The organism is Bradyrhizobium sp. WYCCWR15520 (genome assembly GCF_056174665.1).
On the sequence record NZ_JBWBWM010000008.1, the window covers coordinates 134,063 to 159,136 of the forward strand.

At 63.9% G+C, this 25,074-nt stretch carries 26 protein-coding genes; 10 read left to right on the forward strand and 16 right to left on the reverse strand.

Translation table 11 applies throughout. The features are described from left to right. Window positions 1–86 precede the first annotated feature (86 nt). The 8 genes from AC0QUY_RS11335 to AC0QUY_RS11370 all read left to right on the forward strand — a co-directional run bounded on the left by AC0QUY_RS11335 (window position 87) and on the right by AC0QUY_RS11370 (window position 8,322). The gene (locus AC0QUY_RS11335; RefSeq protein WP_475386898.1) at window positions 87–1,532 is read left to right on the forward strand and encodes a 6-hydroxynicotinate reductase; all 1,446 of its coding nucleotides are present in this window, start codon (window positions 87–89) and stop codon (window positions 1,530–1,532) included. Continuing rightward, window positions 1,529–2,437 (forward strand): UPF0280 family protein, encoded by a 909-nt coding sequence (locus AC0QUY_RS11340; RefSeq protein ID WP_475386899.1) that lies wholly within the window; start codon window positions 1,529–1,531, stop codon window positions 2,435–2,437. Before AC0QUY_RS11335 ends, AC0QUY_RS11340 begins: the two co-directional genes overlap by 4 nt. A 20-nt stretch (window positions 2,438–2,457) precedes the next feature. Then, window positions 2,458–3,042: an amino acid synthesis family protein gene (locus AC0QUY_RS11345; protein WP_057833511.1), complete on the forward strand. Its 585-nt coding sequence runs from the start codon at window positions 2,458–2,460 to the stop codon at window positions 3,040–3,042. Window positions 3,043–3,066: 24 nt separating this feature from the next. Further along, window positions 3,067–4,269, forward strand: coding sequence for an ABC transporter substrate-binding protein (locus tag AC0QUY_RS11350; protein WP_161852747.1), 1,203 nt, complete (start codon window positions 3,067–3,069; stop codon window positions 4,267–4,269). A 195-nt stretch (window positions 4,270–4,464) separates the two neighbouring features. After that, on the forward strand, window positions 4,465–6,354 hold the full coding sequence (locus tag AC0QUY_RS11355; RefSeq protein ID WP_475386900.1) for an ABC transporter permease: 1,890 nt from the start codon (window positions 4,465–4,467) through the stop codon (window positions 6,352–6,354). Then, on the forward strand, window positions 6,351–7,142 hold the full coding sequence (locus tag AC0QUY_RS11360) for an ABC transporter ATP-binding protein (protein WP_475386901.1): 792 nt from the start codon (window positions 6,351–6,353) through the stop codon (window positions 7,140–7,142). Before AC0QUY_RS11355 ends, AC0QUY_RS11360 begins: the two co-directional genes overlap by 4 nt. After that, window positions 7,139–7,843, forward strand: a complete 705-nt coding sequence (locus AC0QUY_RS11365) for an ABC transporter ATP-binding protein (protein ID WP_065756668.1) — start codon at window positions 7,139–7,141, stop codon at window positions 7,841–7,843. The genes AC0QUY_RS11360 and AC0QUY_RS11365 overlap by 4 nt, the downstream gene beginning before the upstream one ends. Before the next feature lie 23 nt (window positions 7,844–7,866). Further along, window positions 7,867–8,322, forward strand: a complete 456-nt coding sequence (locus AC0QUY_RS11370) for a MarR family transcriptional regulator (protein WP_474415248.1) — start codon at window positions 7,867–7,869, stop codon at window positions 8,320–8,322. Between the two features lie 13 nt (window positions 8,323–8,335). On the opposite strand, the gene AC0QUY_RS11375 is transcribed toward AC0QUY_RS11370, so the two are convergent. The 6 genes from AC0QUY_RS11375 to AC0QUY_RS11400 form a co-directional block, all read right to left on the reverse strand. After that, window positions 8,336–9,001, reverse strand: coding sequence for a hypothetical protein (locus tag AC0QUY_RS11375; RefSeq protein ID WP_475386902.1), 666 nt, complete (start codon window positions 8,999–9,001; stop codon window positions 8,336–8,338). Window positions 9,002–9,003: 2 nt separating this feature from the next. After that, on the reverse strand, window positions 9,004–10,404 hold the full coding sequence (locus AC0QUY_RS11380) for a selenium-binding protein SBP56-related protein (RefSeq protein ID WP_161852751.1): 1,401 nt from the start codon (window positions 10,402–10,404) through the stop codon (window positions 9,004–9,006). A gap of 156 nt (window positions 10,405–10,560) precedes the next feature. Then, complete coding sequence (locus AC0QUY_RS11385; protein ID WP_161852752.1) at window positions 10,561–10,986, reverse strand: DUF4399 domain-containing protein; 426 nt, start codon at window positions 10,984–10,986, stop codon at window positions 10,561–10,563. Window positions 10,987–11,001: 15 nt separating this feature from the next. Then, window positions 11,002–12,606, reverse strand: coding sequence for an SUMF1/EgtB/PvdO family nonheme iron enzyme (locus AC0QUY_RS11390; protein WP_475386969.1), 1,605 nt, complete (start codon window positions 12,604–12,606; stop codon window positions 11,002–11,004). A 398-nt stretch (window positions 12,607–13,004) separates the two neighbouring features. Beyond that, entirely contained in the window at window positions 13,005–13,694 is a 690-nt protein-coding gene (locus tag AC0QUY_RS11395) for a hypothetical protein (protein WP_475386903.1), read from the reverse strand. 139 nt (window positions 13,695–13,833) lie between these two features. Further along, complete coding sequence (locus tag AC0QUY_RS11400) at window positions 13,834–15,033, reverse strand: amidohydrolase family protein (RefSeq protein ID WP_161852754.1); 1,200 nt, start codon at window positions 15,031–15,033, stop codon at window positions 13,834–13,836. 145 nt (window positions 15,034–15,178) lie between these two features. Here AC0QUY_RS11400 and AC0QUY_RS11405 point away from each other — a divergent pair, with 145 nt between their 5' ends. Next, window positions 15,179–15,952 carry a ferredoxin--NADP reductase gene (locus AC0QUY_RS11405; RefSeq protein WP_475386904.1) on the forward strand — a complete coding sequence of 258 codons (774 nt, stop codon included), beginning with the start codon at window positions 15,179–15,181 and terminating at the stop codon, window positions 15,950–15,952. 13 nt (window positions 15,953–15,965) lie between these two features. Here the strand turns inward: AC0QUY_RS11405 and soxA are convergent, their stop codons facing one another. The 9 genes from soxA to AC0QUY_RS11450 all read right to left on the reverse strand — a co-directional run bounded on the left by soxA (window position 15,966) and on the right by AC0QUY_RS11450 (window position 22,927). Next, complete coding sequence (gene soxA / locus AC0QUY_RS11410) at window positions 15,966–16,739, reverse strand: sulfur oxidation c-type cytochrome SoxA (protein WP_161852756.1); 774 nt, start codon at window positions 16,737–16,739, stop codon at window positions 15,966–15,968. Beyond that, window positions 16,736–17,056 carry a thiosulfate oxidation carrier complex protein SoxZ gene (gene soxZ, locus AC0QUY_RS11415; protein ID WP_161852757.1) on the reverse strand — a complete coding sequence of 107 codons (321 nt, stop codon included), beginning with the start codon at window positions 17,054–17,056 and terminating at the stop codon, window positions 16,736–16,738. Before soxZ ends, soxA begins: the two co-directional genes overlap by 4 nt. Beyond that, window positions 17,056–17,535, reverse strand: a complete 480-nt coding sequence (locus tag AC0QUY_RS11420; protein ID WP_475386905.1) for a SoxY-related AACIE arm protein — start codon at window positions 17,533–17,535, stop codon at window positions 17,056–17,058. Before AC0QUY_RS11420 ends, soxZ begins: the two co-directional genes overlap by 1 nt. 9 nt (window positions 17,536–17,544) lie before the next feature. Further along, the gene (gene soxX / locus AC0QUY_RS11425) at window positions 17,545–17,982 is read right to left on the reverse strand and encodes a sulfur oxidation c-type cytochrome SoxX (RefSeq protein ID WP_475386906.1); all 438 of its coding nucleotides are present in this window, start codon (window positions 17,980–17,982) and stop codon (window positions 17,545–17,547) included. A gap of 13 nt (window positions 17,983–17,995) precedes the next feature. Then, window positions 17,996–19,276 carry an FCSD flavin-binding domain-containing protein gene (locus tag AC0QUY_RS11430; RefSeq protein WP_475386907.1) on the reverse strand — a complete coding sequence of 427 codons (1,281 nt, stop codon included), beginning with the start codon at window positions 19,274–19,276 and terminating at the stop codon, window positions 17,996–17,998. A gap of 10 nt (window positions 19,277–19,286) precedes the next feature. Continuing rightward, window positions 19,287–19,574: a c-type cytochrome gene (locus AC0QUY_RS11435; RefSeq protein ID WP_475386908.1), complete on the reverse strand. Its 288-nt coding sequence runs from the start codon at window positions 19,572–19,574 to the stop codon at window positions 19,287–19,289. Window positions 19,575–19,627: 53 nt separating this feature from the next. Continuing rightward, a complete protein-coding gene (locus AC0QUY_RS11440; protein ID WP_475386909.1) occupies window positions 19,628–21,820 on the reverse strand; it encodes a xanthine dehydrogenase family protein molybdopterin-binding subunit in 2,193 nt (730 codons plus the stop codon). 10 nt (window positions 21,821–21,830) lie between these two features. Continuing rightward, a complete protein-coding gene (locus tag AC0QUY_RS11445; protein ID WP_161852762.1) occupies window positions 21,831–22,280 on the reverse strand; it encodes a (2Fe-2S)-binding protein in 450 nt (149 codons plus the stop codon). 188 nt (window positions 22,281–22,468) lie between these two features. Continuing rightward, on the reverse strand, window positions 22,469–22,927 hold the full coding sequence (locus AC0QUY_RS11450; protein ID WP_475386910.1) for a MarR family winged helix-turn-helix transcriptional regulator: 459 nt from the start codon (window positions 22,925–22,927) through the stop codon (window positions 22,469–22,471). A gap of 63 nt (window positions 22,928–22,990) precedes the next feature. Here AC0QUY_RS11450 and AC0QUY_RS11455 point away from each other — a divergent pair, with 63 nt between their 5' ends. Next, a complete protein-coding gene (locus tag AC0QUY_RS11455) occupies window positions 22,991–23,419 on the forward strand; it encodes an anthrone oxygenase family protein (protein ID WP_475386911.1) in 429 nt (142 codons plus the stop codon). A gap of 33 nt (window positions 23,420–23,452) precedes the next feature. Here the strand turns inward: AC0QUY_RS11455 and AC0QUY_RS11460 are convergent, their stop codons facing one another. Further along, window positions 23,453–24,844, reverse strand: a complete 1,392-nt coding sequence (locus AC0QUY_RS11460; RefSeq protein WP_475386912.1) for an MFS transporter — start codon at window positions 24,842–24,844, stop codon at window positions 23,453–23,455. Window positions 24,845–25,074 lie beyond the last annotated feature (230 nt).

Here is a 25,074-nt window from a genome sequence, read left to right on the forward strand (position 1 = left end):
GCGCGCAACATCGTTCGTATACGAACAAATGATCGGGCCCGTGCAGACGCGGCTATGATCGGCGCCTCGAACGAGCAGGCTTGTTCATGACTGACGCTACCGTCGCCGCCGGCGACAAGATCCGCTGCGATGCCTGTCCGGTGATGTGTTACATCAAGCCGGGCGCGGCAGGCGCGTGCGATCGCTATGCCAACCACAATGGCGAGCTGGTGCGCGTCGATCCGCACATCGTGTTGGAGCGAACGGTGTCGCATGGCGGACGGTTGGTGCCGTTCCAGGCCGGCGGCGACTGGGATGGCAAGCTGGTCCACGAGCCCAGCGTGTTCGTCACCGCGATCGGCGCCGGCACCACCTATCCCGATTACAAGCCTGCTCCCTTCATCGTGTCGTCAGAAGTCGATGGCGTCGACATGGTCACGGTCGTGACCGAAGGTATTTTCAGCTATTGCGGCGTCAAGGTGAAGATCGACACCGACCGCTATCTCGGTCCCGAGACGGCAGCGGTCCGCGCCGAGGGCGAAGCGATCGGTCATGTCACGACCAGCGAATACGGTTCGCAGATGCTGTCGCTCGGCGGCGTGCATCATCTGACCGGCGGTTCCAAGAAGGAGGGGCGCGTCACCTGCGATGCGCTGATGGACCTCTCCAACTGCAAGCCGGTGGAACTGACGATCGATGGCGGCGCCACGGTCGTGGTGCAGGCCGGCCGGCCGCCGATCGTCAACGGCGTTGCCGAAGAGCGCATGCGGGTAGGGTGCGGCTCGGCAACTATCGGCATGTTCGCCAAGCAATGGCACGGCAAGGTCGATGAGGTTGTGGTCGTCGACGATCACATTACCGGTGTTCTCAGCGAACATCAGGCCGGCAAGCTGCTCGATATTCCCGATACCGGGATCAAGATGAAGGGACGGCGCTCGACGCCCGGCCGCTATTTCCAGGTTGCCGATCCCGGGACGGGATGGGGCGGCACCAATATTTCCGATCCGCTGGCGGTGCTGGGACCGTTCAATCCGAAGGAGGCGCGGCCGGGCCTCACCATGCTCATGGTTTCGACCACGGGCGAGCACGCGGCCTATTACGAGCTCGACGAGGCGCTGCGGCCGATCGAGAAGCAGATGCCGCCCGATCTGCAATTCTCCGTCGAACGGATCCAGGAGAATTGCGAACCGGCGCTGTGCACGGTGCTGTTCATGGGCGGTGCGGGCGGCTCGCTGCGCGCCGGCGTCACCGACAATCCGGTGCGGCTGACGCGATCGGTCAAGGACGCGCTGACGCGGGTCACCAGCGGCGGCGCGCCGGTTTATGTCTGGCCCGGCGGCGGCATCACCTTCATGGTCGACGTCACGCAGATGCCGGCGGGTGCATTCGGCTATGTGCCGACGCCGGCGCTGGTGGCGCCGATCGAGTTCACGCTGAAACTGTCCGACTACGCGGCGCTTGGCGGCCACATGGATCATGTGCGTTCGCTGGCGTCCTTGCGCGAGAACAGCGAATTCCGGCCGATGCCCTTTATCCCCGGACGGCGCGCATGAAACGGCTCCCGCAAATGGCGCTTCTTCCTGACGGCAAGCGGCTGCATTTGCAGGACGGCCCGATCGACCTGATCATCGAGGCGAAGGGGACTGAGCGCGAGGTGCGCGCCGCTTATGAGGCTGCGGCACGGCGCTTCACCGGCCTGCTCGATGAGCTGTGTGGAGAGTTGGTCGAGTTGCGGACGGCTGCCGATCCGGCCCGATGCACGCTGAACGGCGTTGTCGCGCGTCGGATGCATGCTGCAGTCGCGCCGTTTGCGGCTGGAGAGTTCATCACGCCGATGGCGGCGGTGGCGGGGAGCGTTGCGGAAGAAATTCTCGACGCGATGCTGCGGGTTTCCCGACTGGACCGGGTTTATGTCAATAATGGCGGCGATATCGCACTGCATCTCGCTGGTGGCGAGGAGTTTGTGATCGGGCTGATGGACCGACCGGACCGTTATGGCGTGATGCAAACGATGAACATTCACGCCGACGATCCCGTACGCGGCATCGCGACCAGTGGGCGTCACGGCCGCAGTTTCTCGCTCGGCATTGCCGATGCCGTCACCGTGCTGGCGCGAACTGCGTCGCAGGCCGATGCCGCGGCCACCATCATCGCCAACGCCGTCGACCTGCCTGGCCATCCTGCCATTATGCGCTGTCCGGCCAACGAACTGCAGCCCGACAGTGACCTCGGCGCGCGCCCCGTCACCCGCGACGTCGGCAAGCTCCGCGAGGAGGAAATCGACGATGCGTTGCGGGTAGGGGCGAGCCGGGCGCAACAATTGCTTGTGGCAGGATTGATCGAAGGTGCGGCCTTGCGTCTACTTGGCGAGACTGTGATGGTGGGAGCAATTGGGACCAAGGCGGAAGCGCTGCCGGCGTTTCATCGAAGCGCGATAGAGAGAGTGGCGCATGGTTGATCGGGAGCGAGGCGAATAAAATGAGCGCGATCATTCGCAAGATCGTCACGGTGGTCGAGGAGACTCATCTGGAGATGGGGCAGAAGGTTGCGCCGCCGACGCGGCGGGCGGCCGCGATTGCCGTGATCGAAAATCCGTTTGCAGGCCGGTACGTCGAGGATCTCTCGCCGCTCATCGAAATCGGCGAGGAGCTCGGCGACCTGCTTTCAAAAAGAGCGGTGGCGGCGCTCGGCATCGACGGTGCCAAGGCACACAGCTACGGCAAGGCCGCGGCCGTCGGCGAGAACGGCGAACTCGAGCACGCGGCAGCAATCCTGCATCCGAAAATGGGCGCGCCGGTGCGCAAGGTTCTGAGCAAGGGCGCGGCGCTGATCCCTTCGTCGAAGAAGCGTAGCGGCCCTGGGACCACGTTGGACATTCCGCTCGGCCACAAGGATGCGGCGTTCGTGCGCAGCCATTTCGACGGCATGGAAGTGCAGATCAACGACGCGCCGCGCGCCAACGAGATCATGGTCGCGGTCGCGGTCACCGACAGCGGCAGGCCATTGCCGCGCGTCGGTGGACTGACAGTTTCGGAAGTCAAAGGCGAAGACGGTTTGAGATAGTTTCACAGTACATTGGAGGTAGGGATGCGACGGAGACACTTACTGGGCGCGGGACTGGCGATCGCGGTGGCGGGCATGGCGGGCAGCGCCATGGCACAAAGCGAAATCAAGATCGGCGAGATCAACAGCTACTCGCTGTTGCCGGCCTTCACCGAGCCCTATCGCAAGGGCTGGCAGCTCGCGGTCGAGGAGATCAATGCCGCGGGCGGCATCAACGGCAAGAAGCTCGTTGTCATCTCGAAGGACGACGGTGGCAAGCCGGCGGATGCAACGACGGCTGCCAACGAATTGGTGTCGAGCGAAAACGTCGCGATGCTGACCGGCACGTTCCTGTCCAATATCGGTCTCGCGGTCTCCGACTTCGCCAACCAGAAGAAGGTGTTCTTCCTGGCCGCGGAGCCGCTGACCGACGCCATCACCTGGTCAAAGGGCAACCGCTACACCTTCCGCCTCCGCCCCTCAAACTACATGCAGGCCGCGATGCTGGTGGAAGAGGCCGCCAAGCTGCCGGCCAAGCGCTGGGCGACGATTGCGCCGAACTATGAATACGGCCAGTCGGCGGTCGCGGTGTTCAAGAAGCTGATGTCGGAAAAGCGGCCGGACATTCAGTGGGTCGACGAGCAGTGGCCGCCGCAGGGCAAGATCGACGCCGGTCCGGTGGTGCAGGCGGTTGCGGCCGCCAACCCCGAAGCGATCCTCAACGTCACCTTCGGTGCGGACCTCGTCAAACTCGTGCGCGAAGGCAACACCCGTGGCCTGTTCAAGAACCGCTCGGTGGTCTCCTTCCTCACCGGCGAGCCGGAGTATCTTGATCCGCTGAAGGATGAGACGCCGGAAGGCTGGATCGTCACGGGATACCCCTGGTACGACATCAAGACGCCTGATCATGACAAGTTCCTGAAAGCGTATCAGGCCAAGTTCAACGACTATCCGCGGCTCGGCTCGATTGTCGGCTACCAGACCATCAAGGCGGCTGCCGCGATCCTTGCCAAGGCCAACTCTACCGATCCGGAAAAGCTAATCGCGGCGACCGAGGGCTTGTCGATGCCGTCGCCGTTCGGCGAGATCACCTTCCGCAAGATCGATCACCAGTCGACGCTCGGGGCCTATGTCGGCAAGACCGCTTTGAAGGACGGCAAGGGCGTGATGGTGAACTCGGTCTATCGCAAGGGCGCGGACTATCTTCCGAGCGACGCGGAAGTGGCAAAGCTGCGTCCGAAGGATTGACGGCTCTTCTCCCTCGCCCCGCTCGGGGAGAGGGTCGGGGTGAGGGGCTCTCTCCACGAGTCATGCAAGTTGTGAGACCTGTACCCCCTCACCCGGATCGCAAGGGCGATCCGACCTCTCCCCGCCGGCGGGGAGAGGTAAGCCGGACCCGCCGACGCCAATTCAACGCCGCAATAATGTGAACCCGGACCGCCCATGGCCTTCTACTTCGTTCAGTTCCTGACCGGTCTCGCCAGCGCGGCGTCGCTGTTTCTGGTCGCGTCGGGCCTGTCGATCATCTTCGGCGTGACGCGGATCGTGAATTTTGCCCATGGCGCGTTCTACATGCTCGGCGCCTACGTCGCGTTCACGTTGACCGAGCGCTTCTCAGGTGCGCTCGGGTTCTGGGGCGGGATCGTCGCGGCGGCGCTGGTCGTGGCCGTCGTTGGCGTGCTGGTTGAAATGATACTGCTGCGGCGGATCTATCACGCGCCGGAGCTGTTCCAGTTGCTGGCGACGTTCGGCCTCACCCTGATGGTTCAGGATATCGTGGTGATGATCTGGGGGCCGGACGATCTGCTCGGCCGCCGCGCGCCTGGCTTCAGGGGCGCGGTCGATTTCTTCGGACAGAACATCCCGAGCTACGATCTGTTCCTGATCGGCCTCAGTCCGGTCGTGCTCGGCATTCTCTGGCTGTTATTCCAGCGCACGCGCTGGGGAGTGCTGGTGCGCGCGGCGACACAGGACCGCGACATGGTCGCGGCGCTCGGTGTTAATCAGAAATGGCTGTTCACCAGCGTGTTTGCGCTTGGCGTGTTTCTCGCAGCGCTCGGTGGCGCGCTGCAAATCCCGCGCGATGCCGTGCATCATGCGCTGGATCTTCGTATCATCGTCGAAGTGTTTGTGGTGGTGGTGATCGGCGGGCTCGGCAGCATCATCGGCGCCTTCGTGGCCGCCGTGCTGGTGTCCGAGCTGAACGCCTTCGGCATCCTGATTTTCCCGAAGATCTCCATCATCCTCGTGTTCCTTGTGATGGCGGTGGTGCTGATCGTGCGTCCCTGGGGCCTGTTCGGCAAGCCGGAGGCCGCGGCGCGGCGTACGCCGGGGCTGACCGTCAATCCGTGGCGGCCGCTGACCTCGGCTGAGCGGTTGATGTCGGTCGGCGCGCTGGCGCTTGCAGCCATGCTGCCGCTGTTCGCCGGCAACTACGCGCTCACTGTTTGTTCGGAAATCGCGATCTTCGTGATCTTCGCCGCCAGCCTGCATTTCCTGATGTCGGTCGGCGGGCTCGCCTCGTTCGGCCATGCCGCCTATTTCGGGCTCGGTGCCTATGGCGTCGCGTTCCTCGCCAAGGCGGCGGGACTGCCGATGATCGCATCGCTGCTGCTGGGTCCGGTGCTGGGGCTATTGGGCGCAGCCGTGTTCGGCTTCTTCGCCGTGCAACTCTCCGGCGTCTATTTCGCGATGCTGACGTTGGCCTTTGCGCAGATCGTCTGGTCGATCGCGTTCCAGTGGGTCGCGGTGACCGGCGGCGACAACGGCATTTTGGGCGTCTGGCCGGATAAGTGGGCGGCGGGCCCGGCCGCGTTCTACTGGCTGTCCCTTGCAATCGCCGCGGTCGCCGTCACCGCGCTGCGGGTAATCGTCTTCTCGCCGTTCGGCTTTGCGTTGCGCGCGACGCGGGATTCACCGCTGCGCAGCGAGGCGATCGGCATCAACGGCAAGCGTGTGCAATGGACGGCGTTCGTCATATCAGGCACGGTTGCGGGTATCGGCGGCGCGTTGTTCGCTTATCTGAAGGGAAGCGTATTTCCGGACAGTCTTGGGATTTCGCTGTCGGTCGATGCGCTGGTCATGGTGCTGCTCGGCGGCGTCGAGACGGTTTCCGGCGCGGTGATCGGTGCCATCGTGTTCAAGGCGGCGAATATCTGGCTGGTGAGCCAGACCGATCTCTCGAAGCTGGTGCTGGGCGCCTTCATCGTATTGATGGTGGTGGCATTCCCGAAGGGCATCGTCGGCACGCTGGAGGCGTTCTGGAATCGTCGGCGGTCCTCCGATGACAAGAAATCCGCGCTTGCCACCTCCCGCGTGGAGGTAGCCGAATGAGCATGATTCCGACATTGCTGAAGGTCGAAGCCTTGAGCAAATCCTATGGCGGCGTCCATGCCGTGCGCAGCGTGTCGTTTGAATTGCGCGCCGGCGAAATCTTGGCGCTGATCGGACCCAATGGCGCCGGAAAAAGCACCTGCTTCGATATGCTCAACGGCCAGAACATGCCGGACAGCGGCCGCATCACGCTCTTGGGCGAGGATACGATCGGCCGCAAGCCGCGCGCGATCTGGCGGCTTGGCGTCGGGCGCACGTTCCAGATCACCGCGACGTTCCCGACCATGACCGTGCGCGAGAATGTGCAGGTTGCACTGGTGTCGTATGGCCGGCAATTGTTCAATCTCTGGGGCTCGACCGCGCAGTTCGCGCGCGACGAAGCGGGGCGCCTGCTCGATCTCGTTGGCATGGGCGCCTATGCCGGGCGGCCCTGCGGCGAGCTGGCCTATGGCGATCTCAAGCGGCTGGAGCTTGCGATCGCGCTCGCCAACCAGCCCCGGCTGCTGCTGATGGATGAGCCGACCGCCGGCATGGCGCCGCGCGAGCGGATCGAACTGATGCGGCTCACCGCGCGCATCGCCCGCGAACAATCGATCGGCGTGCTCTTCACCGAACACGACATGGACGTGGTATTCGAGCATGCCGACCGCATCCTGGTCCTGAACCGTGGCAGCCTGATCGCCGAAGGCTCGCCCGAGGAAGTCCGCGGCAACCCGCAGGTGCGCGCGATCTATCTCGGCGAAGGCCTGGTCTACGATGCGCGGCATCGCGAGGGAGCCGGCGCATGAAGCTGCAGGTCGCCGATCTCAACAGCTTTTACGGCCCGGCGCATATCCTGTTCGATATCGCGCTCGAGGTCGGCGAGGGCGAGGTGGTGGCTTTGCTCGGGCGCAACGGCGCCGGCAAGTCGACGACCTTCCGCTCCATCGTCGGCCTGGTCGAGAACCGCTCGGGCCGGATCATGTTCGAAGGCAAGGACGTCTCCCGTGAGCCGACGCATGCAATCGTCCGCGGCGGGCTCGGCTACGTGCCGGAAGAGCGCCGCATCTTCACGGACCTGACGGTCGATGAAAATCTCGAAGTCGGTCGTCAGCCGAAGCGGCCGAACGCGCCATACTGGACGCGCGAAAAGCTGTTCACGCTGTTTCCGAACCTCGGCGAAATGCGCAATCGTCCGGGCGGGCGCATGAGCGGCGGCGAGCAGCAGATGCTGACCATCGCGCGGACGCTGATGGGCAATCCGTCGCTGGTGCTGCTCGACGAGCCCTCGGAGGGCCTGTCGCCCAAAATCGTGGAGCAGATGGTCGACGCCATCCTGGCGATGAAGAAGGAAGGCGTCAGCATCGTGGTATCCGAGCAGAACCTGCATTTTGCGCGGCTGATTTCGGACCGCGCCTACATCATCGAGCGCGGCAAGATCTGCTTCGGCGGCACGATGGCCGAACTCGACGCGCGACCGGATATCCGCGACGCGCATCTGTCGTTGTGATCAGGGAAGGGCGGGGGACGCAGATGGGAAGGAGTGTTTCGCCGAAACGGGCCGTCAAGCCGGCGCGGCCGTCCTACATTCTCGATGAGCAGATCGGCTTCATGCTGCGCCAGGTCTGGCAGCGCCATGCCACCATCTTCGCCCGCGAGATCGGCATCAATCTGACGCCGACGCAATGGGCCGCCGTCTCAAAGCTTGCCGAGACCGGGCCGTGCTCGCAGAACCTGCTCGGACGGCTGACGGCGATGGATGTCGCGACCATCAAGGGCGTGATCGACCGCCTCACCGCGCGCGGCCTGACGGAAACGAGCCCCGACCCCGAGGACGGCCGCCGCCTGCTGGTGAGTCTCACGCGCGCTGGCCAGCAACTGGCGGAGAAGGCCGCGCCGAATGCGCTGGCGATCTCCAGGGAGACGCTGGCGCCGCTGGACGCCAAGGAGCGCGAGACGCTGATTGCGCTGCTCGACAAGCTGCGTTGAGGCCAAGCTCGCGTCAGGTCAGATTGAGCACCAGTGCGATCGCGCCCACCAGAATGAGGCTGACGGCCCAGGTCGTATCCAGGTTGAACCAGCTTTGCGATATGAATTTGAGGCCGAGATAGCGGTAGGCGAGCCACGCGCAACATCCACCGGCGGCGACCATCGCGGCGGCGTGGACGGTGGCGACCAGCACCGCCATACCAAGATTGGCGTTGATGAGCGTGCCGGCGGCGGCATGGCCGCTGTCGAGCTCGGCTTCGCGGCACAGCCCAAGATAGATCGGCACCAGCATCAGCGCCGCGCCGTGCGCAAGCGCCACCGCGAACGACCACAGTCCCAATTGCGCCGGCGATATTCGCGCCAAAACTCTAGGATGGCGCCGGTTGGCCAATCGAAACAGACCGAAGCCGATGACGAGGAGGCCGGCGCCGATCTGGATCGTGCGCTGCCATTCGACGACGGCGACCAGCAGCGCGAAGGGAAGGATCACCAGCAGCATTGCCAGCAAATGGCCGGCCGTGAGCGGCCACAGCGCGGCCACTAGCGCCCGTGGACTCCTCTCCATCAGTCCAGCCGACACGGCGAGCGGCCAGCCCATGCCCGGGTTGACGCCGTGATAGAGGCCGCTCGCGATGACAGCCAGCCAGAGCCAGGCGAGTGTCCAGTCGGCTCCGCTCAAGTCTAGACCGACGGATAGCAGAATGAATCCGTCGAGCAATCGCCGCCGTCGAGCCGGACCTGGTGCGAGCGGTAACCGTCAGGGAAATTGATCCAGTAATCCCGCGCCAGTTCGAGGCCGCCGTCCGGCTTTGCGTTGGCCATCACCATGGCGCCCGGAACACCGTCGGGATAGAACTGATCATCCCACGTCGAGTAGAGCGAGTTGGTCCAGTACACCCGCTTGCCGTCGCGGCTGATCTCGACCATCTGCGGACCGCCGGCAAACGCCTTGCCGTTCGGGTGCGGCGTGCGGCGCGCGATGCCGCCGATGTGGACCGAGCCGGCCAGCTTCGGTTTTCTCGGCTCCCGGACATCGTATTGACGCATCTCGCCGGTGCCCCAGCAGGCGACGTAGAGGAATTTGTCGTCCATCGACAGATCGATATCAGATACCAGCGGCGGCACGGCGCCAAAGCCCTGCAGCAGCGGCGGCAGTTGCTCCTTCGCTGCCGGCTCGGGCGGAATCGTCGCCGTCTTCTCGATGTGAAACACGCCGCCCTCGCGCCACCAGGTCCAGATCGAGCCTTCGAGATTCGTGGTGTCGACCACGACGCCGAGGAAGCCGTATTCACGAACCGGATCATGTGCGGGACGCACTTCCAGCGCCATCTGATGGTTGGCGCCGAGATCGATGGTCTGCACATTGCGCCGGGCGCGCAGATCCCAGAAATGAATCCGGTGGCCGTATTTGTTGGAGAGCAGATCCTCCGGGACGATCCCGTTCTCGAACTGCGGCGGCAGTGCCCACTCGCTCGTCACCATGTAATCGCGCGGCAGATTCCACCAGAAGTCATAATGCAGTGTTTGCGGACCGCGATCGAGCTCCCAGCGTCCGAGCACCTCGAACGTCTCGCAATCCATGATGAAGACGCCGGGCGGTCCGTCAGTGCCGTTCTTGCCGCCGCCGCCGAGCGTAGAGATGTAAATGCCTTCCGGCCCGCAATGAACGGTGTGGGGCCGCGAGTAGCCGGTCTTCCTGAAGATCTCTTCGGGCTCGATGATCTTGTGGATCGCCGCCTTGGTGGGGTCCGGCTTGGTGTCGACGATGTAAATGCGGGACGACCGCATGCCGGGGATGATGAGATAGCGGCGTTCGAGGAAGGCGTGTCCGCTGAGCGGCGACAGCGCCGACGAGCAGGCGTTCCAGCCGAAATGGTGAAACTCATCGCCCTTGTTGGGCATCGTCACGGTGTGCACGATCTGGCCGTAACTTTGGGAATCCGGCTTGACGTCGATCACGGCAAGCGCATCCGGCTTCGAGAAGTCCGGGCTGAGCAGCACGGTATAGGCGAAGCTCTCCGGCGGAGCTTCCATGGCAAGCTTGGGCGAAGCGTGAAACGTGGGATCGGGTCGAATGTTCATCGTACTGCCTCCCTGTTTGCCTGAAATGATCAGCAACACGGCTCAGCGGCACGCAACAGCAAGATATCACCCGGCGCGTTGAGTTCCTCTCGCGAGTGCCGCCGGCCGGGGTTTGCGCAATCGACCATACACCGCAATGCGGTCGGCCGCCGGGTTTTACTTGATCGTTATGGTAATTTTTTCGGAGATGACCGGAGGGACGTGCGGATAGTGCTCGGCGTCGCCCAGCACGAGCTGAAGCGTGTGCTTGCCAGGCGGAAGCTCGATCCGGGCTTCGGTCTGACCCGCCCCAAAATGCAGATGTGACTTGTCTTGCGGGATCGGTTCGTTCGGATTGATGGGTTCATTCACGTCGACCAGCAGATGATGATGGCCGCTGTTCGGGTAGTTGTCGCCCGCGTGGGTTACGCCCATGTTGCGCAGACCAAAGCGGCACCAGAATGCACCCTTGATGACGGCGCCATTCTGCGGCCACACGAAATAGAGACGGGCATCCTTTGCGGCGGGCTTTCCTTGAGCGCAGGCGGCGAACGGCAGGCAAGTGAGCGCTACGGACAGAGCGATCCACTGCATAACCTTCATGACTGCCTCTCAACCTCATGGGGATAGCGCAACACGGAACCCGTGGGTGGGATATCGCACATTGGTGTCATAAGCGCCGCGGTTTGACGTCCGGGCATAATTGGAGTCTTTTCTCCAGGAGCCGGAACGTATCACATGCGAGGGACACTCGCTCTCGACCCACGCTGATCCGTCCGTGGGAGCGCCCTGATAGTTTTTGTGCCAGCAGTCTTCGACCCATTGATCGACGCTGCCGCCCATGTCGAACAGCCCAAAGGGATTTGGCTTCAGACTTCCGACCTTGACCGGTTGATCGACGGCTGGAATGTCAGTGCAGTTCTTGCAATTGACCATGCCCGGCTGAAATTGATCGCCCCACCAGTATCTGGTCTGCGTGCCGCCGCGGGCTGCATATTCCCATTCGGCCTCGCTCGGCAGGCGATATGGTTTTCGGGTGACTTGCGCAAGCCAGGCGACATACTGTTTGGCGTCGCTCCAGCTCACGTTCGTAACGGGCGCATCGCTCTTTCCAGTCGCTGTGAACCCGCATGCCTTTGCCGCGGCGCATGCGTTCCATTCCCGCACCGAGACGGGAAATTTCCCCATCGCAAATGGCTTGATCGTTACCTGACGGACCGGCCTTTCCGAGAGGTCTTCGTTGCTTCCCATCGCGAAGCTGCCACCGCGAAGGAGAATCGTCTCGGGTTCTCGAAACGACGCGGCTCCTTGTGTCGTCGGTGCAGGCTCAGGAATCGCGGGAGATGCGGGTGGCGTCAGCGGCGCCGCTTGTTTTTCCGTCGGAGAGGCCTCCGGCTTAGGTGTCGCCTGTTGTTGAGTTGGTGCCACGGCAGGAGAGGGCTGGGGCGGCGGCGCTGGTTGTTTCTCAGCAGGCGCAGGCGCTTTCGGCACTTCCGCCGGAGCTGAAACGGGCGCTGACGCCCGTTCCGTCGCCTTGCGAACCGGCGCGAAGATGCTCCAGAGAGTGCCTCCCGCAATGATCAGTAATGCAAGGATAAGCAGGAAGGTCAGGATCCTTTCGCGTCGCTTCCGGTTCTCGTGCAGTGCGGACGGGTCGGGAAGCACGCGGTAGACGCGCACCGGATCGGTGATGTTCTTGACCTTTCGATCACCGAGCGACTCGTACCCGCACACCAGCTTATGCTTTATCTGTTCGTAGATGCCGCCGGAAATGTAGACTTCGCCGGCCTTGGCTATGCCCTCGAGCCGCGTCGCAATATTGACGCCATCGCCATAGACGTCGTCGGTTTCGATGATGACGTCGCCAAGATTGACGCCAATCCGATATTCGATCCAATGATGCTTGGGCAGTGACGCATTGCGACCGACCATATTCTGCTGGATCACGATGCTGGATCGGACGGCCTCCACGGGGCTGTCGAAAATGGCGATGAAGCCGTCGCCCGTGGTTTTGACGAGCCTGCCGTGGTGTTCTCTGATGGTGGGTTCGATGAGGTCGCGCTCGAGCCGCTTGACGCGGTTATGCGTCCCTTCCTCGTCGATCTGCATCAGGCGGCTGTAGCCGGAGATGTCGCCTGCCACGATGGCCGCAAGGCGCCGCGGCGTTGGCTCGCGTGGAGGCTCACCAACGCGGCCCGACTTGATGTCACGAATCTGGGCCATGGCTCGGATTGGCTCCCAACCTGCTAACACAGTGTAAGGCAAGCAATCTTTCCAGCATCCGCACCGTACCATACCGCCCGTTGGCGGCAAAGCAGCCGGGCGGGTTCCACGCTGGCTGGCACGGGCAATGGGCGGATGAGAACATGAGAACATGAGATTGAGTGTGATCCAGATCATGAAGATTCCGGATTTGCACTGCAGACCTGAATACCGGCAAACGGACTGGCCGGCATCGACCGGCCGGCCAATGATGCTCGCAATTGCATGAACACTGCCGACCAGCACGGCGGTTTGAGTTCCAATGGCGAGCACTACCAGTTGGATTGCTCAGCTAATGCACCTCAACGGCAAGCCAGTTTTCAAGGAAGAGGTGGATGAGCGCCTCGCGCTTGCAGGGCTCAATCCCGTCCCGGCCATTTGGCGCGATAGCGAATTTCACTGCCGTCGGGAATCGGCTGCCACGACCCGAGCTCGGAGGCATGCGGCGCCATGGCTGACAGTCCGATGCGGTAGAGTCGGTCAGGCTGGCCCTCGATCCTGATCTCCAACTGCCTATGCGCGGTGCGGAACGCCAGCTCGACGTCGCCCGCGAACACCGGCCTGTCGCCGTCGCTACGGAACTGGTTGAAGCGTGGCTCACCCGGCATGCGGTTGATGTCGGTCTGCAGTTCGATCGCTATGTCACGGGCGGAACTTGGCAATGCTGCGCCTGCGGGGAGGCGCACTTCAAAGACGAGAATCGGATTGGCGGCATTCGGATTGAGCCAGGGCGTGGCGGTCGTGACTGCGTAAACATAGTAGGCGGTGCCGGCCGCGACGCAGAGTGCGATGACAACGGCAAGTGCCTTCAGGCTGTTACGGAGAAGTGTGCCGGTATTTTCTCTGCCGCGCAGCCGCCTCGCCAGCGTCGTGCCGAGGACGAGACCCGCGGTCGCGCCAAGGGGCGCGAGCACCAGCAGCGCCAGCACGCCGGACATGATGGGATCGGCCCGGTTTCCGAAGCCGACCAGCTCAAGCAGCAGCAATGTCGCGACAAAGCTAATGACCGCGCCGACGACCCCGCCGGCGACTTGCAACGAATTCTTCAAACGTTCCTCGAAGGTCTGAGCGAATGGCCGTCAGGCCAGCCCGCATTGGACGGGGCTGACCGGCAATTCGTTCACTGCCTTCGAGGCTTAATGTGACTTTTTCACACGCGCCGGCGTCGTCGTGCCGCGGCCGGCACCATCAATGTCCGCTGACGATCTCCGGCACCTTGCCGGCCGGCGGCGTGTTGCGGCTGCGCTGGGTGCGGACGATGCCGTCGATGATGGTCATGCCGATGCCCGGGAGGTCACCGAGCTGCACGCTTTCGAGGATGTTCTTGCCGGGCGAATGCTGCGCCTTGTCCATCAGGACGAAATCGGCGGAGCGGCCCACCTCGATGATGCCGCAGTCCAGCTCGCGCATGCGCGCGGTGTTGCCGGTCGCAAGGCAGAAGGCGAGTTCGGCCGGTAGGTCGCCGAGCGAAGACAGCATCGATACCATGCGAAGGATGCCCAGCGGCTGCACGCCGGAGCCGGCCGGCGCATCGGTGCCGAGGATAACGCGGTGCAAATCGCCCATCTCGCGCGCGGTGCGCAGCGTGAACAGCGCCGAGCGTTCGTTGCCGTTGTGAACCAGCTCCAGCCCGCGCTTGCAACCCTCGCAGATACAACGGATCTGGTCGTCGGGCAGGGCGGTGTGGCCGCCGTTGATGTGGCCAACCACGTCGGTGTCGGCTTCCAGCACCACGTCCTTGTCGATCAGGCCGGAGCCGGGGATCGAGGGCCCGCCGGTGTGGATCGTGCTTTGAATGCCGTATTTGCGCGCCCAGCCCACCATCTTGCGCGCGGTCGGGCCGTCTTTCACGCCGCCGAGGCCGACTTCGCCAAGCAGCTTGACGCCGGCCGCGGCCATTTCCTTGAAGTCGTCTTCCACCATCTCGCATTCGATCACCGGCGCGCCGGCGTGAACCTTCACGCCGCCGGGCCGCAGCGTCCAGAACGCGCGCTGCGCAAAAATCGCCATCGCCTTCAGCCCGACGACGTCGCGCGGACGGCCGGGCATGTGGACTTCGCCAGCGGAGATCATGGTGGTGACGCCGCCGTGGAGGTAGCTGTCGATCCAGTTGATCTGGTTCTGCCGCGGCGTCCAGTCGCCGGCGACGGGATGGACGTGGCTGTCGATGAGGCCCGGGGCAACCGTGGTTCCGTTGGCATTGACGATTGTGGTAGCGCCCTCGATATCGACGTCCTTGAAGCGGCCGATGGCAGTGATCTTGCCGTTCTCGGCGACGATCGTATCGCCGTCCAGGATCGGCTTTTCCAGGGCACCCGATAGCAGCAGCCCGATATTGCGGATCACCAGCTTGCTCGGGCCGGTCGCCTGGGGTGCATCGTGGGCCATGGTTTTTCCTTTTGGTTCAATGCCTTCGCCGGACATTCTGCCCGGCTTGACGATCGGATCAAGCTGGATTATTCATTTGTATACGAATGATCGTATACGAATGATACGGCCGGTCAATCCGGCCAGCAGGTCAGGAAACGGTGCGATGAGCAATTTCAACCAGGAAAGCGTGCTGAGCGTCCATCACTGGACCGACACGCTGTTCAGCTTCACCACCACGCGCGATCCCTCGTTCCGCTTCCGCAACGGCGAGTTCACCATGATCGGACTCAAGGTCGGCGAGAAGCCGCTGCTCCGCGCCTACTCGGTCGCCAGCGCCAATTATGAGGACCGGCTCGAATTCTTCTCGATCAAGGTGCCGGACGGGCCGCTGACCTCGCGGCTGCAGCACCTGAAGCAGGGCGACGAGATCATCGTCAGCCGCAAGGCCACCGGCACGTTGGTCATCGACAACCTCGAAGACGGCCGCAACCTTTATCTGATCGGCACCGGCACCGGGCTCGCGCCGTTCCTTTCCGTGATCAAGGATCCCGAGACCTATGAGCGGTTCGAGAAGGTGGTGCTGCTGCATGGCTGCCGCCGTGTCGCCGAGCTCGCCTATGGCGAGATGATCACCGAAAAGCTGCCGAACGACGAACTGATCGGCGAGTACATCCGCAACCAGTTGATCTATTATCCGACCGTGACGCGCGATCCCTTCCGCAACCGCGGCCGCATCACCGACCTGATCACATCAGGCAAACTGTTTAGCGATATCGGGCTGGCCTCGCTCGATCCCGCGCATGACCGCGTCATGATCTGCGGCAGCCCCGCGCTGGTGGCCGACACCCGCACGCTGCTCAACGGCAGAGGTTTTGTCGAAGGCAATCACGGCGAACCGGCCCAGTTCGTGGTCGAGAAGGCGTTCGCGGAGCGCTAGGCTTCCTCCGAAGCTAGGGCCTGACGGCGGGTGTCTCCATCGGCATCCCGCGCGCCCGCGACATCAGATAGAGCTCCAGCTCGACCAGTTCCGGCGCGCCATAGTCATAAGCCTGCGCCCGGATGCCTGACATGCACGCCCGCAGCCGCCGCTGCAGCGATCCCAGCGATTGCCATTCCAGCCGGTAGAGCGGGTAACCCGTCGGGTGTCCTTGCGTGATCGCGGAGCCGGCGAGACGCTTGTCCCAATTATCGTCATGGCAATTGGCGCAGCCGAGATTGAGCTGTCCCTGCCGCTGCATGTAGAGCTCGCGCCCCTTGGCGATGAATGGTGCAAGCTGCGGGTCGGCGCCGGTTTCGATCGGCACGCCCTGCGACTGCCGCGCGATGAAGGCGGTGAGCGCCAGCAACTCGCGGCCCTCGAAGGCCAGCGGCGTCGCCTGCTGGTGGCCAGCGCGGCAGGAATTGATGCGCTGCTCCAGATCGACGGGGCGCCCGGTTGCCTTGTCGAAAGCGGGATAGCGGGCGGCGACGCCCTTCATGCTGGTGCGGGCGTCACCATGGCAATCGGCACAAGCCTTCTCCGCCGCACCCGACTTGCGCTTCCACAAGGCTTCGCCATCGAGCACCCAGAGCATGCCGGGATTGGCGGTATCCTCGTCCTGCATCGCCTTGGTGTCAGGTTTCATGAAGCTGTAACCGGAGCGGCGTTCGGCCTGCGGAATTTCGGTGGCGCCAACGGCGCCCGCCACCAGCAGCGCGGCGGCTATGGCGCCGAAAGATCTCATTCGACCGTAATCGAAGCGGAAGCAGTTTCGGAGAAGCCCTTGTCGCCGATCCACTCGAATTCGAACTTGCCGCTTTGGGTCGCGGTCGTGAAGAAGGTGATGAAGGGATTGGCCGAGATCGCCGGAAACAGGTCGGCGCGGAAAATCTCGGTGCCGTTGAAGCGGCACGTAAAGCTCGTAATGATGTCGCGCGGCACGACTTCGCCTGACGCGGTATGGCGATAGCCGGTTTCCATGATGTGCGACATCAGCGTCTTGATCTCGATGATGTCGCCGCGTTTGGCCTTCGCAGGAACGTTGATCAGTGCTGAAGCCATCAGATGACATCCTCGGTGCAGGCGGCCAGCGTGACGACGACGTCGACGCTGGCCGACCAGTACGAGCCGTCCGAGAGCTTTGCGATCGCCACGATTTTCTGGCTGTCGGCGAGACGGACGCGGGTCGAAATCTGGGCGCGGCCCGCGTGCGGACCGAGATGGAAGTTGCCGATGTTCGGCTGCGGGTTCTTTTCGTTGAAGATGTGGATACTTGCGACGTGATCCTCCGGCGCCATCGGGCTGGCGACGCTGACCGTCATCGGCACGGTATTGCCGTTCTCGACCAGCGGGGGAATGTCCAGCTTGACCTTGCCGGTCTTCACCGCGGCGCCACCGGTCACGTTGCGGATGGCGGAGGCGAGCATCGCTGGCGTCGCTTCAGTGGGCTGGACCGTGACGATGGGGACCGCGCCGGCTATGGCGGCGGCGCCGGCGAGGTTGAGGAATTGGCGGCGTGTTGTGTCGGGTTGTTGTTGCATCACGTCTTCCTATTCGCGCAAGCTTGCCAGATACGCCACGACATCCTCGATCTGTTCCGCCGACAGGATCGGCTTGTCGCGCCATGGTGTCCCGACACGTTGAAGGCCGTCGAGGCGGTAGTAGGACGGCATGATCGTCTCGGCATTGAGGCGCGACGCATCCACCAGCCGGAGCCGTAACTGACCTTCCGACCAGCGGCTGCCGGAACCGGAAAGGTCGGGCGCCAGATCGCCCTGGAATTTCTGTTCGGGAAATGGGCCGCTGTGGCAGAGGATGCAAGTGCTGGAACGTTCCACCACAAGTTCTCGCCCACGCGCCACATCGCCGGCCGTGCCCGTCAGCGACTGCGGTATCGCGTCGCCGGCGACGGCATAGAGGCGAAGTTCCGTTGCGGCAGCCAAACCGGGCAGGGCGAGCACGACCCCGGCAATGATGCGACGCGACATGCGATAAGTGAGCCTAGCCAAAGACTTCCGCCGTAATGGTGGCAAACCAGGACTGCGCGTAGTCGGCTTCGCGCGCGCGGAATTCACGTGGTACGTCCGCCGGGCTGACGCCGCCGGCGCCCTCGACATCGGCCAGCACTCCATTTTTCGGCTGATAGACGCCGGCCACCGAGATGCCGTAGCCGGGAGCCGCCAGGCTGTAGCAGGTGTTGATCAGCTTTGGCGCGGCAGGCGTTCCGCCCGACAGCAGCGTGGCGATCGCGGCCGCGCAGACCTTGGCCTGCGCATTCGCCGTGAAGGCCGATTTCGGCATGGCGCCGGCGAGACAGGCATCGCCGATGACATGGATGTTTGGCGCCGATTTCGATTCGAAGGTGACCGGATCGATCGCGCACCAGCCGGTGTTGTCGGTGGCGCCGGCTGCCGTCGCGATGCGGCCGGCGCGCTGCGGCGGAATGACGTTGGCCACCTGCGCGGTGTGGTTGCCGAAATCGGTGATCAGTGTGTTGGTCGCGGGGTCGACGGCATTGACCTTGCCGCCTTGCGACAGCGAGACCCATTCGACCATGCCTGGATAAAGCTCCTTCCAGGCGTTCTGGAACAGGCGCTGCTTGGAGAAGGTGTCCTTGGCATCGAGGATGATCAGCTTCGAACGCGGCTTTTTGGTTTTCAGATAATGCGCGATCAGGCAGGCGCGTTCGTAAGGTCCCGGCGGACAGCGGAACGGATTGGCGGGAGCTGAGATCACCACCAGGCCGCCATCGTCCATCGCCTCGAGCTGCTTGCGCAGCAACAGCGTCTGCTCGCCGGCCTTCCAGGCGTGCGGCATCTTCGAAGCGGCGGCTTCGTCATAGCCCTGCAGCGCGCCGAAACGCAGATCGATGCCGGGCGAGAGCACCAGCCGGTCATAGCCGAGCGAGGTGCCGTCGGCGAGGGTAACGGTCCGCGCCGCGCCATCGACGCCGGTCGCCATCTGCGCCACCACGGTCACGCCGCCGGCGGCGATCTTGTCGTAGCCGAATTGCTGCTCCTCGATCGAACGCAGCCCGGCGATGACATTGTTGCTGAACGGGCAGGCGGTGAAGGTCTTGTTCGGCTCGACCAGCGTGACCTGCAGTTTCGGATCGATCTGTTTGAGGGCACGCGCACAACTCGCGCCGCCAAAACCGCCGCCGATCACGACGACGCGGGCTGCCGCTTGCGCGAAGGCGGGCAGCGGAAACGTCAGGGACGCTGCTGTGGCCGCGCTGGTGCCCAGGAATTCCCGGCGGCTGATGCGATGGCTGATACCCATGCCGGCCCCCTTATTTCTGCGCCGCGAGCCACGCCGCAATCGCGCGCAGCTCGTCGTCCGTAAAGCCCTTGGCGATGCGGGTCATCACCGTAGAGGGAACCGAGCCATCGCGAAATCCGGTCATCGCGGTCACGATCTCGCCGGCGTCGCGGCCGTACAGCCGCGATACCGATGCTGCTCCGGCGGAGTGACAGCCGGAACAGGACGCCGCGCCGGGCGGGGGGACGGAGGCCGCCAGCACGGGCAGGCTCGACGCCACAATCGTTGCCACCCCGAGCATGACAGACAAGGTTTTCATCAGCGGCCCCTCCGGAAGATGGAGCGGCGGCCCGAAGGCCGCCGCTACTTTTGTCAGGCGAACGTGATGTTCTGGTCCTTCAGCGGCACCGAACGAATCCGCTTGCCGGTGGCCGCGAAGTAGGCGTTGAGTACGGCGGGTGCGGCGACGCCGATGGTCGGCTCGCCAACGCCACCCCAGAAGCCGCCGCTCGGCACCATCACGCATTCCACCTTCGGCATCTCGGCGATGCGCATGGAATTGTAGGTGTCGAAGTTGGTCTGCTCCATCTTGCCGTCCTTCACCGTGCAGCCGCCATAGAACAGGGCGGACAGGCCGTACACGAAAGAGCCCGCGATCTGGCGCTCGACCTGCGCCGGGTTGACGATGTAGCCGGGATCGGTGGAAGCGACGATGCGATGCACCTTGATCTTGCTGCCCTCGGTGACGGAGATTTCGGCGGCACCCGCGACATAGCTGCCGTAGCCCATCACCTGCGCAATCCCGCGATAGACGCCTTGCGACGCGGGCTTGCCCCAGCCGATCTTCTCGGCCACCGCGTTGAGCACGGCGAGATGTTTGGGGTGCTTGCTCATCAGCTTGCGGCGGAATTCGACCGGGTCCTGGCCGACCGAATGCGCCAGTTCGTCCATGAAGCATTCCATGTAGATCGCATTCTGGTTGACGTTGACGCCGCGCCAGAAGCCGGGCGGGACGTGCGGGTTGCGCATGGAATGCTCGACCAGCAGGTTCGGCACGGAGTAGCCGATCGCAGCGTCGCCGGAAGGACTGAGCCCCTGGAACGCAGCCGTATCCATCCCGTTCACCAGCGCCGCCGGACGCACGGTGTACAGGATCGACTGGCCGGACAATCGCACATGCAGCGCCGTGAGATTGTTGTCGGCATCGAAGGCGCCGGTCAGCTTGCACTGCGTGACCGGGTGGAATTTGCCTTGCGCCATGTCCTCTTCGCGCGACCACAACAGCTTGACCGGCGTGCCCGGCATCTCCTTGGCGATGAGAACCGCCTGCCGGACGTAGTCGGTCATGCCGCGGCGGCCGAAGCCGCCGCCGAGGATCAGCTTGTGCACCTCGCATTTCTCGGCCGGCAGGCCTGAGGCTTCCGTCGTGGCGGCGAACGCCGCTTCGCCGTTTTGCGTGCCGCACCAGACTTCGCACTTGTCCGGCGTATAGACCGCGGTCGCGTTCAGCGGCTCCATCGTGGCGTGGTTCTGGTAGGGATAGTTGTAGACCGCCTCGACCTTCTTGACGGCAGAGGCAATCGCCGCCTTGGCATCGCCGTTCTGGTTGCCGATAAAGGCCGGCTGCGAATTGTCGAGGCCCTCGGCCAGCCATTTTGCGATCGACTCGCTGGAGACTTTTGCGTTCTCGCCTTCGTCCCAGACGATCGGCAGCGCATCGAGCGCGGTCTTGGCGTGCCACCAGGTGTCGGCGACGACGGCGACAGCGCTGTCGCCGACCTTCACCACCTTCTTGACGCCCTTCATGCCGGTGATCTTGGCTTCGTCATAGCTCTTCAGCTTGCTGCCGAAGACCGGCGCGTCCTTGATCGCGGCGTTGAGCATGCCGGGCAGCTTGATATCGGCGCCGTAGATCATTGCGCCCGTGGTCTTGTCGACGGTATCGAGCCGCTTCACGCCCTTGCCGGCGATCTTCCAGTCCTTCGGATCCTTCAGCTTGACGTCGGCGTCGGCCGGCGGCGTGAGCTTCGCTGCGGCCTCGACCACCTTGCCGTAGGTCGTGGTCCGGCCCGACGGCGTATGGGTGATGACGCTGTTGGCCGCGCTGCATTCCGAGGCTGGCACCTTCCACTCGTTCGCGGCGGCCTGCACCAGCATCATGCGCGCGGTGGCGCCGCCCTTGCGGACATATTCCTGGCTGGTGCGGATGCCACGGCTGCCGCCGGTCGAGAAATCGCCCCAGGCGCGCTTGCGTGCGACACTTTGACCCGGTGTCGGATATTCGGTGACGACCTTCGACCAGTCGCATTCGAGCTCTTCGGCGACGAGCTGGGCGAGGCCGGTGAGGGTGCCCTGGCCCATTTCCGAGCGGGCAACGCGAACTACCGTGGTGTTGTCGGGGCGGATCACCACCCAGACATTGACTTCCGGCGAGCCGTCGGCGGCGCGGACGACCTTCGGTCCGCCGAAGGGAATATCGAGACCGATCGCGAGGCCGGCGCCGGCAGCAGCGGTGCCGATTACGAAGGCGCGGCGGTTGAGCTTGGGCATGACGTGCTTGTTCATGGCGTCCTCCTCAAGCGTTCGCGGCGGCGTGGATCGCCTCGCGGACCTGCTGGAAGGTCCCGCATCGGCAGATATTGGTGATGGCCTCGTTGATGTCTTCGTCGGTAGGCTTTGGCTTCTCCTTGAGAAGCGCCGCAACCGCCATGATCATGCCGGCCTGGCAATAGCCGCATTGCGGCACGTCGTTGGCCACCCAGGCTTGCTGCACCTTATGCAGCGTGCCGCCAGTGGCGAGACCTTCGATCGTAGTGATCTGCTTGCCGACCGCTTCGCTGACGGTAACGCCGCAGGAGCGCATCGCGACGCCATCGATGTGCACCGTGCAGGCGCCGCATTGTGCAATGCCGCACCCATATTTGGTGCCGGTCAGCCCGACGTTCTCCCGGATTGCCCAAAGAAGTGGCGTGTCGTCTTCGACGTCCACATTGATCGATTTGCCGTTAATTGTGAGATTTGCCATCGCGTATCCCCTGTTCGCTCCATCCACCGAGGGAGCTGCGCGCGGAAGATGGCCCGCAACTTGGAATAGTTCAAATCAAGAAAATGCGTTTGTGCGCACGGTAAAAAACGCGTTTTCGCGCCGGATGAAACTTGACCGGCCGGTGTTATGGCGGGTCGGGCGCGATCGTCCCCATCGGCGCGGCCGGGCTAATCCGCGCTATCGAGGCGCTCGTTCAGCGCCTTCAAGGTTCGACTGGCGGCGGCAATCTCGTTGGGCGTGATCCCCTTGGCGAGGGCATTTGCCCACGGCGTCTGCAAATTCGTGGCGGCCGAAAAGGCATCCTGCCCACGCCGGGTCAGCGCAACGAGATGGGCGCGGCGGTGATTTGGGTTGGGGCGCAGCTCGACGAGGCCGTCGTCCCGCATCTCATTGACGATGCGCTGAACGCCCTGGCGATTAAGCCCCATGCTTCTCGCCAGCCATGCCACCGGCTGCAGGGTTGGCGAAAGGGCGATCGCGCCCAGCACCTGCCAGCGCGCGCTGGTCAGACCGAGATCGGCCACAAGGCGGTCGCCGGCCGCGAGCAGCCGTCCGTTGAGCCGGAACACCGCCAGCACCAGATCGGTCAGGGCCTCGCCGCCGGGCGTATGTCGTTTTGTCGCCATTTGACTATTAGTACCCAAGATGACAATATATTGTCAATTAGCAAACGATATCTGGAGTGAGTCATGTTTGCAGGACAGCTAGCGACGATCGTCGCCGCGGCATTCGCCGGCGCCGCATTTTTCATCAACTTCGCCGAACAGCCGGCCAGGCTGGCTCTCGATGACCGAGGTCTGTTGCGACAGTGGAAGCCAAGCTACGCGCGCGGCTTTACGATGCAGGCGAGTTGTGCGGTCATTTCGGGCGTGTTTGGCCTGATCGCCGCCTGGTTGACCGGGGACTGGCGCTGGATCGTCGGTGCGGTGCTCATTCTCGCCAACTGGCCCTATACGCTGATCGGCATCATGCCGACCAACCGCGTACTGAACGCTATCGACGAGAAGGACGCCGGCCCGGAATCACGTGCGCTGATCGTGAAGTGGGGAGGGCTGCACGCGGTCAGGACCGGTCTCGGGATCGCGGCGACGCTGGCCTATCTGTGGGCGCTCAATTAGCAGTAGCGGCTGGCCGTGCTGCATCGCCGGCCGTCACGTTTTCTCTGCGCCTACGGCGAGGCGCAGGAAACTCATCAGGCTGCCGAGCGCAGCAAATCCGGCTCCGAGCGCCAGCGCGACGGTTGCACCATTATGGCCGGCCAGCGCAAAGCACAGGGCGGCGAGCGCCGCGCCGAGGGTTTGTCCGGTCAGGCGCGCGGTCGCGACGATGCCGCTCGCGCCGCCACTGCGATGCGGCGGCGCGCTCGACATCAGCGCCCGCAAATTGGGCGTTTGAAAAAAGCCGAATCCGATCCCGCAGACCACAGTGCGCCAGACGATGTTGGCAATGCTGGGGTCCGGCGGCAGCGTCGCCAGCAGCGCCATGCCGATGCCGAGCAGCACCAGCCCGATGCCGCCGAGAATGCCGACGGGATAGCGGTCGGACAATCGGCCTCCGATCGGCGCCATGATCGCCACCACCAGCGGCCACGGCGTCATGAAGAAGCCGGTCTCGACCTGAGACCGGTGCAGCACGTCCTCGAAGTAGAAGGGTAGCGAGACGAACGCCAGTCCCTGCACCGCGAATGCACAGACCGACGTGGCCGCCGACAGCGCGAACATCGGCCGCCGGAACAGATCGATCGGCAACATCGGTGCCGGATGGTCCGCATCTCTGCGCATCATGATCCAGCCAAGCAGCAACGCAGCGCCAAGCTCCAGTCCGACAAGGGCGGGGGGCGCCTGATGCGCGGCGCTGCCGATGCCGATGATGAAAAGCCCGAGGCAGCTTGCGGTCAGTGCTGCGCTGGCAAAATCGAAGGCGTGCTTCGCGCGCGGCGTTTTCGGCAGCGTCTTCAGGCCGATCCAGATCGCGATCACGCCGAAGGGGATGTTGATCGCAAACAGCCACGGCCATGTTCCGATCGCAAGGATCGCCGAGGCAATGGTCGGGCCGAATGTGAATGCCGTTCCAACCACCAGTGCGTTATGGCCGAAGCCGCGGCCGAGCATGTGGGTCGGGTAGACGAAACGGACCAGCGCCGCGTTCACGCTCATGATGCCGCTGGCGCCCAGTCCCTGCAGTGCCCGGGCCGCCGTCAGGCTGGGCAGCGACCATGCCAGGGCGCAGCCGAGCGAGGCCAGCGTGAACAGGATGAGGCCGCCGATATAGATTCGCTCATGGCCGACGATTTCGCCGAGCGCACCGAGCGGCAGCAGCGTCGCCACCAGCGCGATCTGGTAGATATTGACCACCCAGACCACGTCGGCCGGGCTGACATGGAGGTCGGCGGCAATCGCGGGAAGCGCGACGTTCGCAATTGCCGTATCCAGCGAAGCCATCGCCAGCGCGGTAAAGATCGCCGCGACCGCCCAGCGCCGGAGTTCCGGGGGCAGGCCGTCGATCGGCGCGGTTGATGGCTTTCCGGTTGCGTCTGCGGTCATTTCGTTCGGGCTCTCCACGCCGGGGGCGGTCGCGCCCACGGCGGCGTGTACTACGGACACGGTGCAAGCCACAGGCACACCGCTGCATGATGCGTATGCGAAGGGATGGACGCCCGCCGCGCCATATCCGTGCGCCGACTTTCGGATACCTTTCCGCCTGCCCAACGATCGACTAGGCTTGGGCGCACAGCGACCGCAGTTTTATAAAAAGACGGTCACCGGCGAGGAAA

Coding starts and splice junctions, on each gene's coding strand:
- AC0QUY_RS11400 (WP_161852754.1), bottom strand. CDS start 15,033: ATGGCCCACGATGCACCCCAGGCGACCGGCCCGAGCAAGCTGGTGATC.
- AC0QUY_RS11340 (WP_475386899.1), top strand. CDS start 1,529: ATGAAACGGCTCCCGCAAATGGCGCTTCTTCCTGACGGCAAGCGGCTG.
- AC0QUY_RS11460 (WP_475386912.1), bottom strand. CDS start 24,844: ATGACCGCAGACGCAACCGGAAAGCCATCAACCGCGCCGATCGACGGC.
- soxA (WP_161852756.1), bottom strand. CDS start 16,739: ATGAGATCTTTCGGCGCCATAGCCGCCGCGCTGCTGGTGGCGGGCGCC.
- AC0QUY_RS11445 (WP_161852762.1), bottom strand. CDS start 22,280: ATGGCAAATCTCACAATTAACGGCAAATCGATCAATGTGGACGTCGAA.
- AC0QUY_RS11455 (WP_475386911.1), top strand. CDS start 22,991: ATGTTTGCAGGACAGCTAGCGACGATCGTCGCCGCGGCATTCGCCGGC.
- AC0QUY_RS11450 (WP_475386910.1), bottom strand. CDS start 22,927: ATGGCGACAAAACGACATACGCCCGGCGGCGAGGCCCTGACCGATCTG.
- AC0QUY_RS11420 (WP_475386905.1), bottom strand. CDS start 17,535: ATGCAACAACAACCCGACACAACACGCCGCCAATTCCTCAACCTCGCC.
- AC0QUY_RS11350 (WP_161852747.1), top strand. CDS start 3,067: ATGCGACGGAGACACTTACTGGGCGCGGGACTGGCGATCGCGGTGGCG.
- AC0QUY_RS11365 (WP_065756668.1), top strand. CDS start 7,139: ATGAAGCTGCAGGTCGCCGATCTCAACAGCTTTTACGGCCCGGCGCAT.
- AC0QUY_RS11355 (WP_475386900.1), top strand. CDS start 4,465: ATGGCCTTCTACTTCGTTCAGTTCCTGACCGGTCTCGCCAGCGCGGCG.
- AC0QUY_RS11390 (WP_475386969.1), bottom strand. CDS start 12,606: ATGGCCCAGATTCGTGACATCAAGTCGGGCCGCGTTGGTGAGCCTCCA.
- soxZ (WP_161852757.1), bottom strand. CDS start 17,056: ATGGCTTCAGCACTGATCAACGTTCCTGCGAAGGCCAAACGCGGCGAC.
- AC0QUY_RS11345 (WP_057833511.1), top strand. CDS start 2,458: ATGAGCGCGATCATTCGCAAGATCGTCACGGTGGTCGAGGAGACTCAT.
- AC0QUY_RS11360 (WP_475386901.1), top strand. CDS start 6,351: ATGAGCATGATTCCGACATTGCTGAAGGTCGAAGCCTTGAGCAAATCC.
- AC0QUY_RS11430 (WP_475386907.1), bottom strand. CDS start 19,276: ATGGGTATCAGCCATCGCATCAGCCGCCGGGAATTCCTGGGCACCAGC.
- AC0QUY_RS11370 (WP_474415248.1), top strand. CDS start 7,867: ATGGGAAGGAGTGTTTCGCCGAAACGGGCCGTCAAGCCGGCGCGGCCG.
- AC0QUY_RS11380 (WP_161852751.1), bottom strand. CDS start 10,404: ATGAACATTCGACCCGATCCCACGTTTCACGCTTCGCCCAAGCTTGCC.
- soxX (WP_475386906.1), bottom strand. CDS start 17,982: ATGTCGCGTCGCATCATTGCCGGGGTCGTGCTCGCCCTGCCCGGTTTG.
- AC0QUY_RS11335 (WP_475386898.1), top strand. CDS start 87: ATGACTGACGCTACCGTCGCCGCCGGCGACAAGATCCGCTGCGATGCC.
- AC0QUY_RS11440 (WP_475386909.1), bottom strand. CDS start 21,820: ATGAACAAGCACGTCATGCCCAAGCTCAACCGCCGCGCCTTCGTAATC.
- AC0QUY_RS11435 (WP_475386908.1), bottom strand. CDS start 19,574: ATGAAAACCTTGTCTGTCATGCTCGGGGTGGCAACGATTGTGGCGTCG.
- AC0QUY_RS11385 (WP_161852752.1), bottom strand. CDS start 10,986: ATGAAGGTTATGCAGTGGATCGCTCTGTCCGTAGCGCTCACTTGCCTG.
- AC0QUY_RS11405 (WP_475386904.1), top strand. CDS start 15,179: ATGAGCAATTTCAACCAGGAAAGCGTGCTGAGCGTCCATCACTGGACC.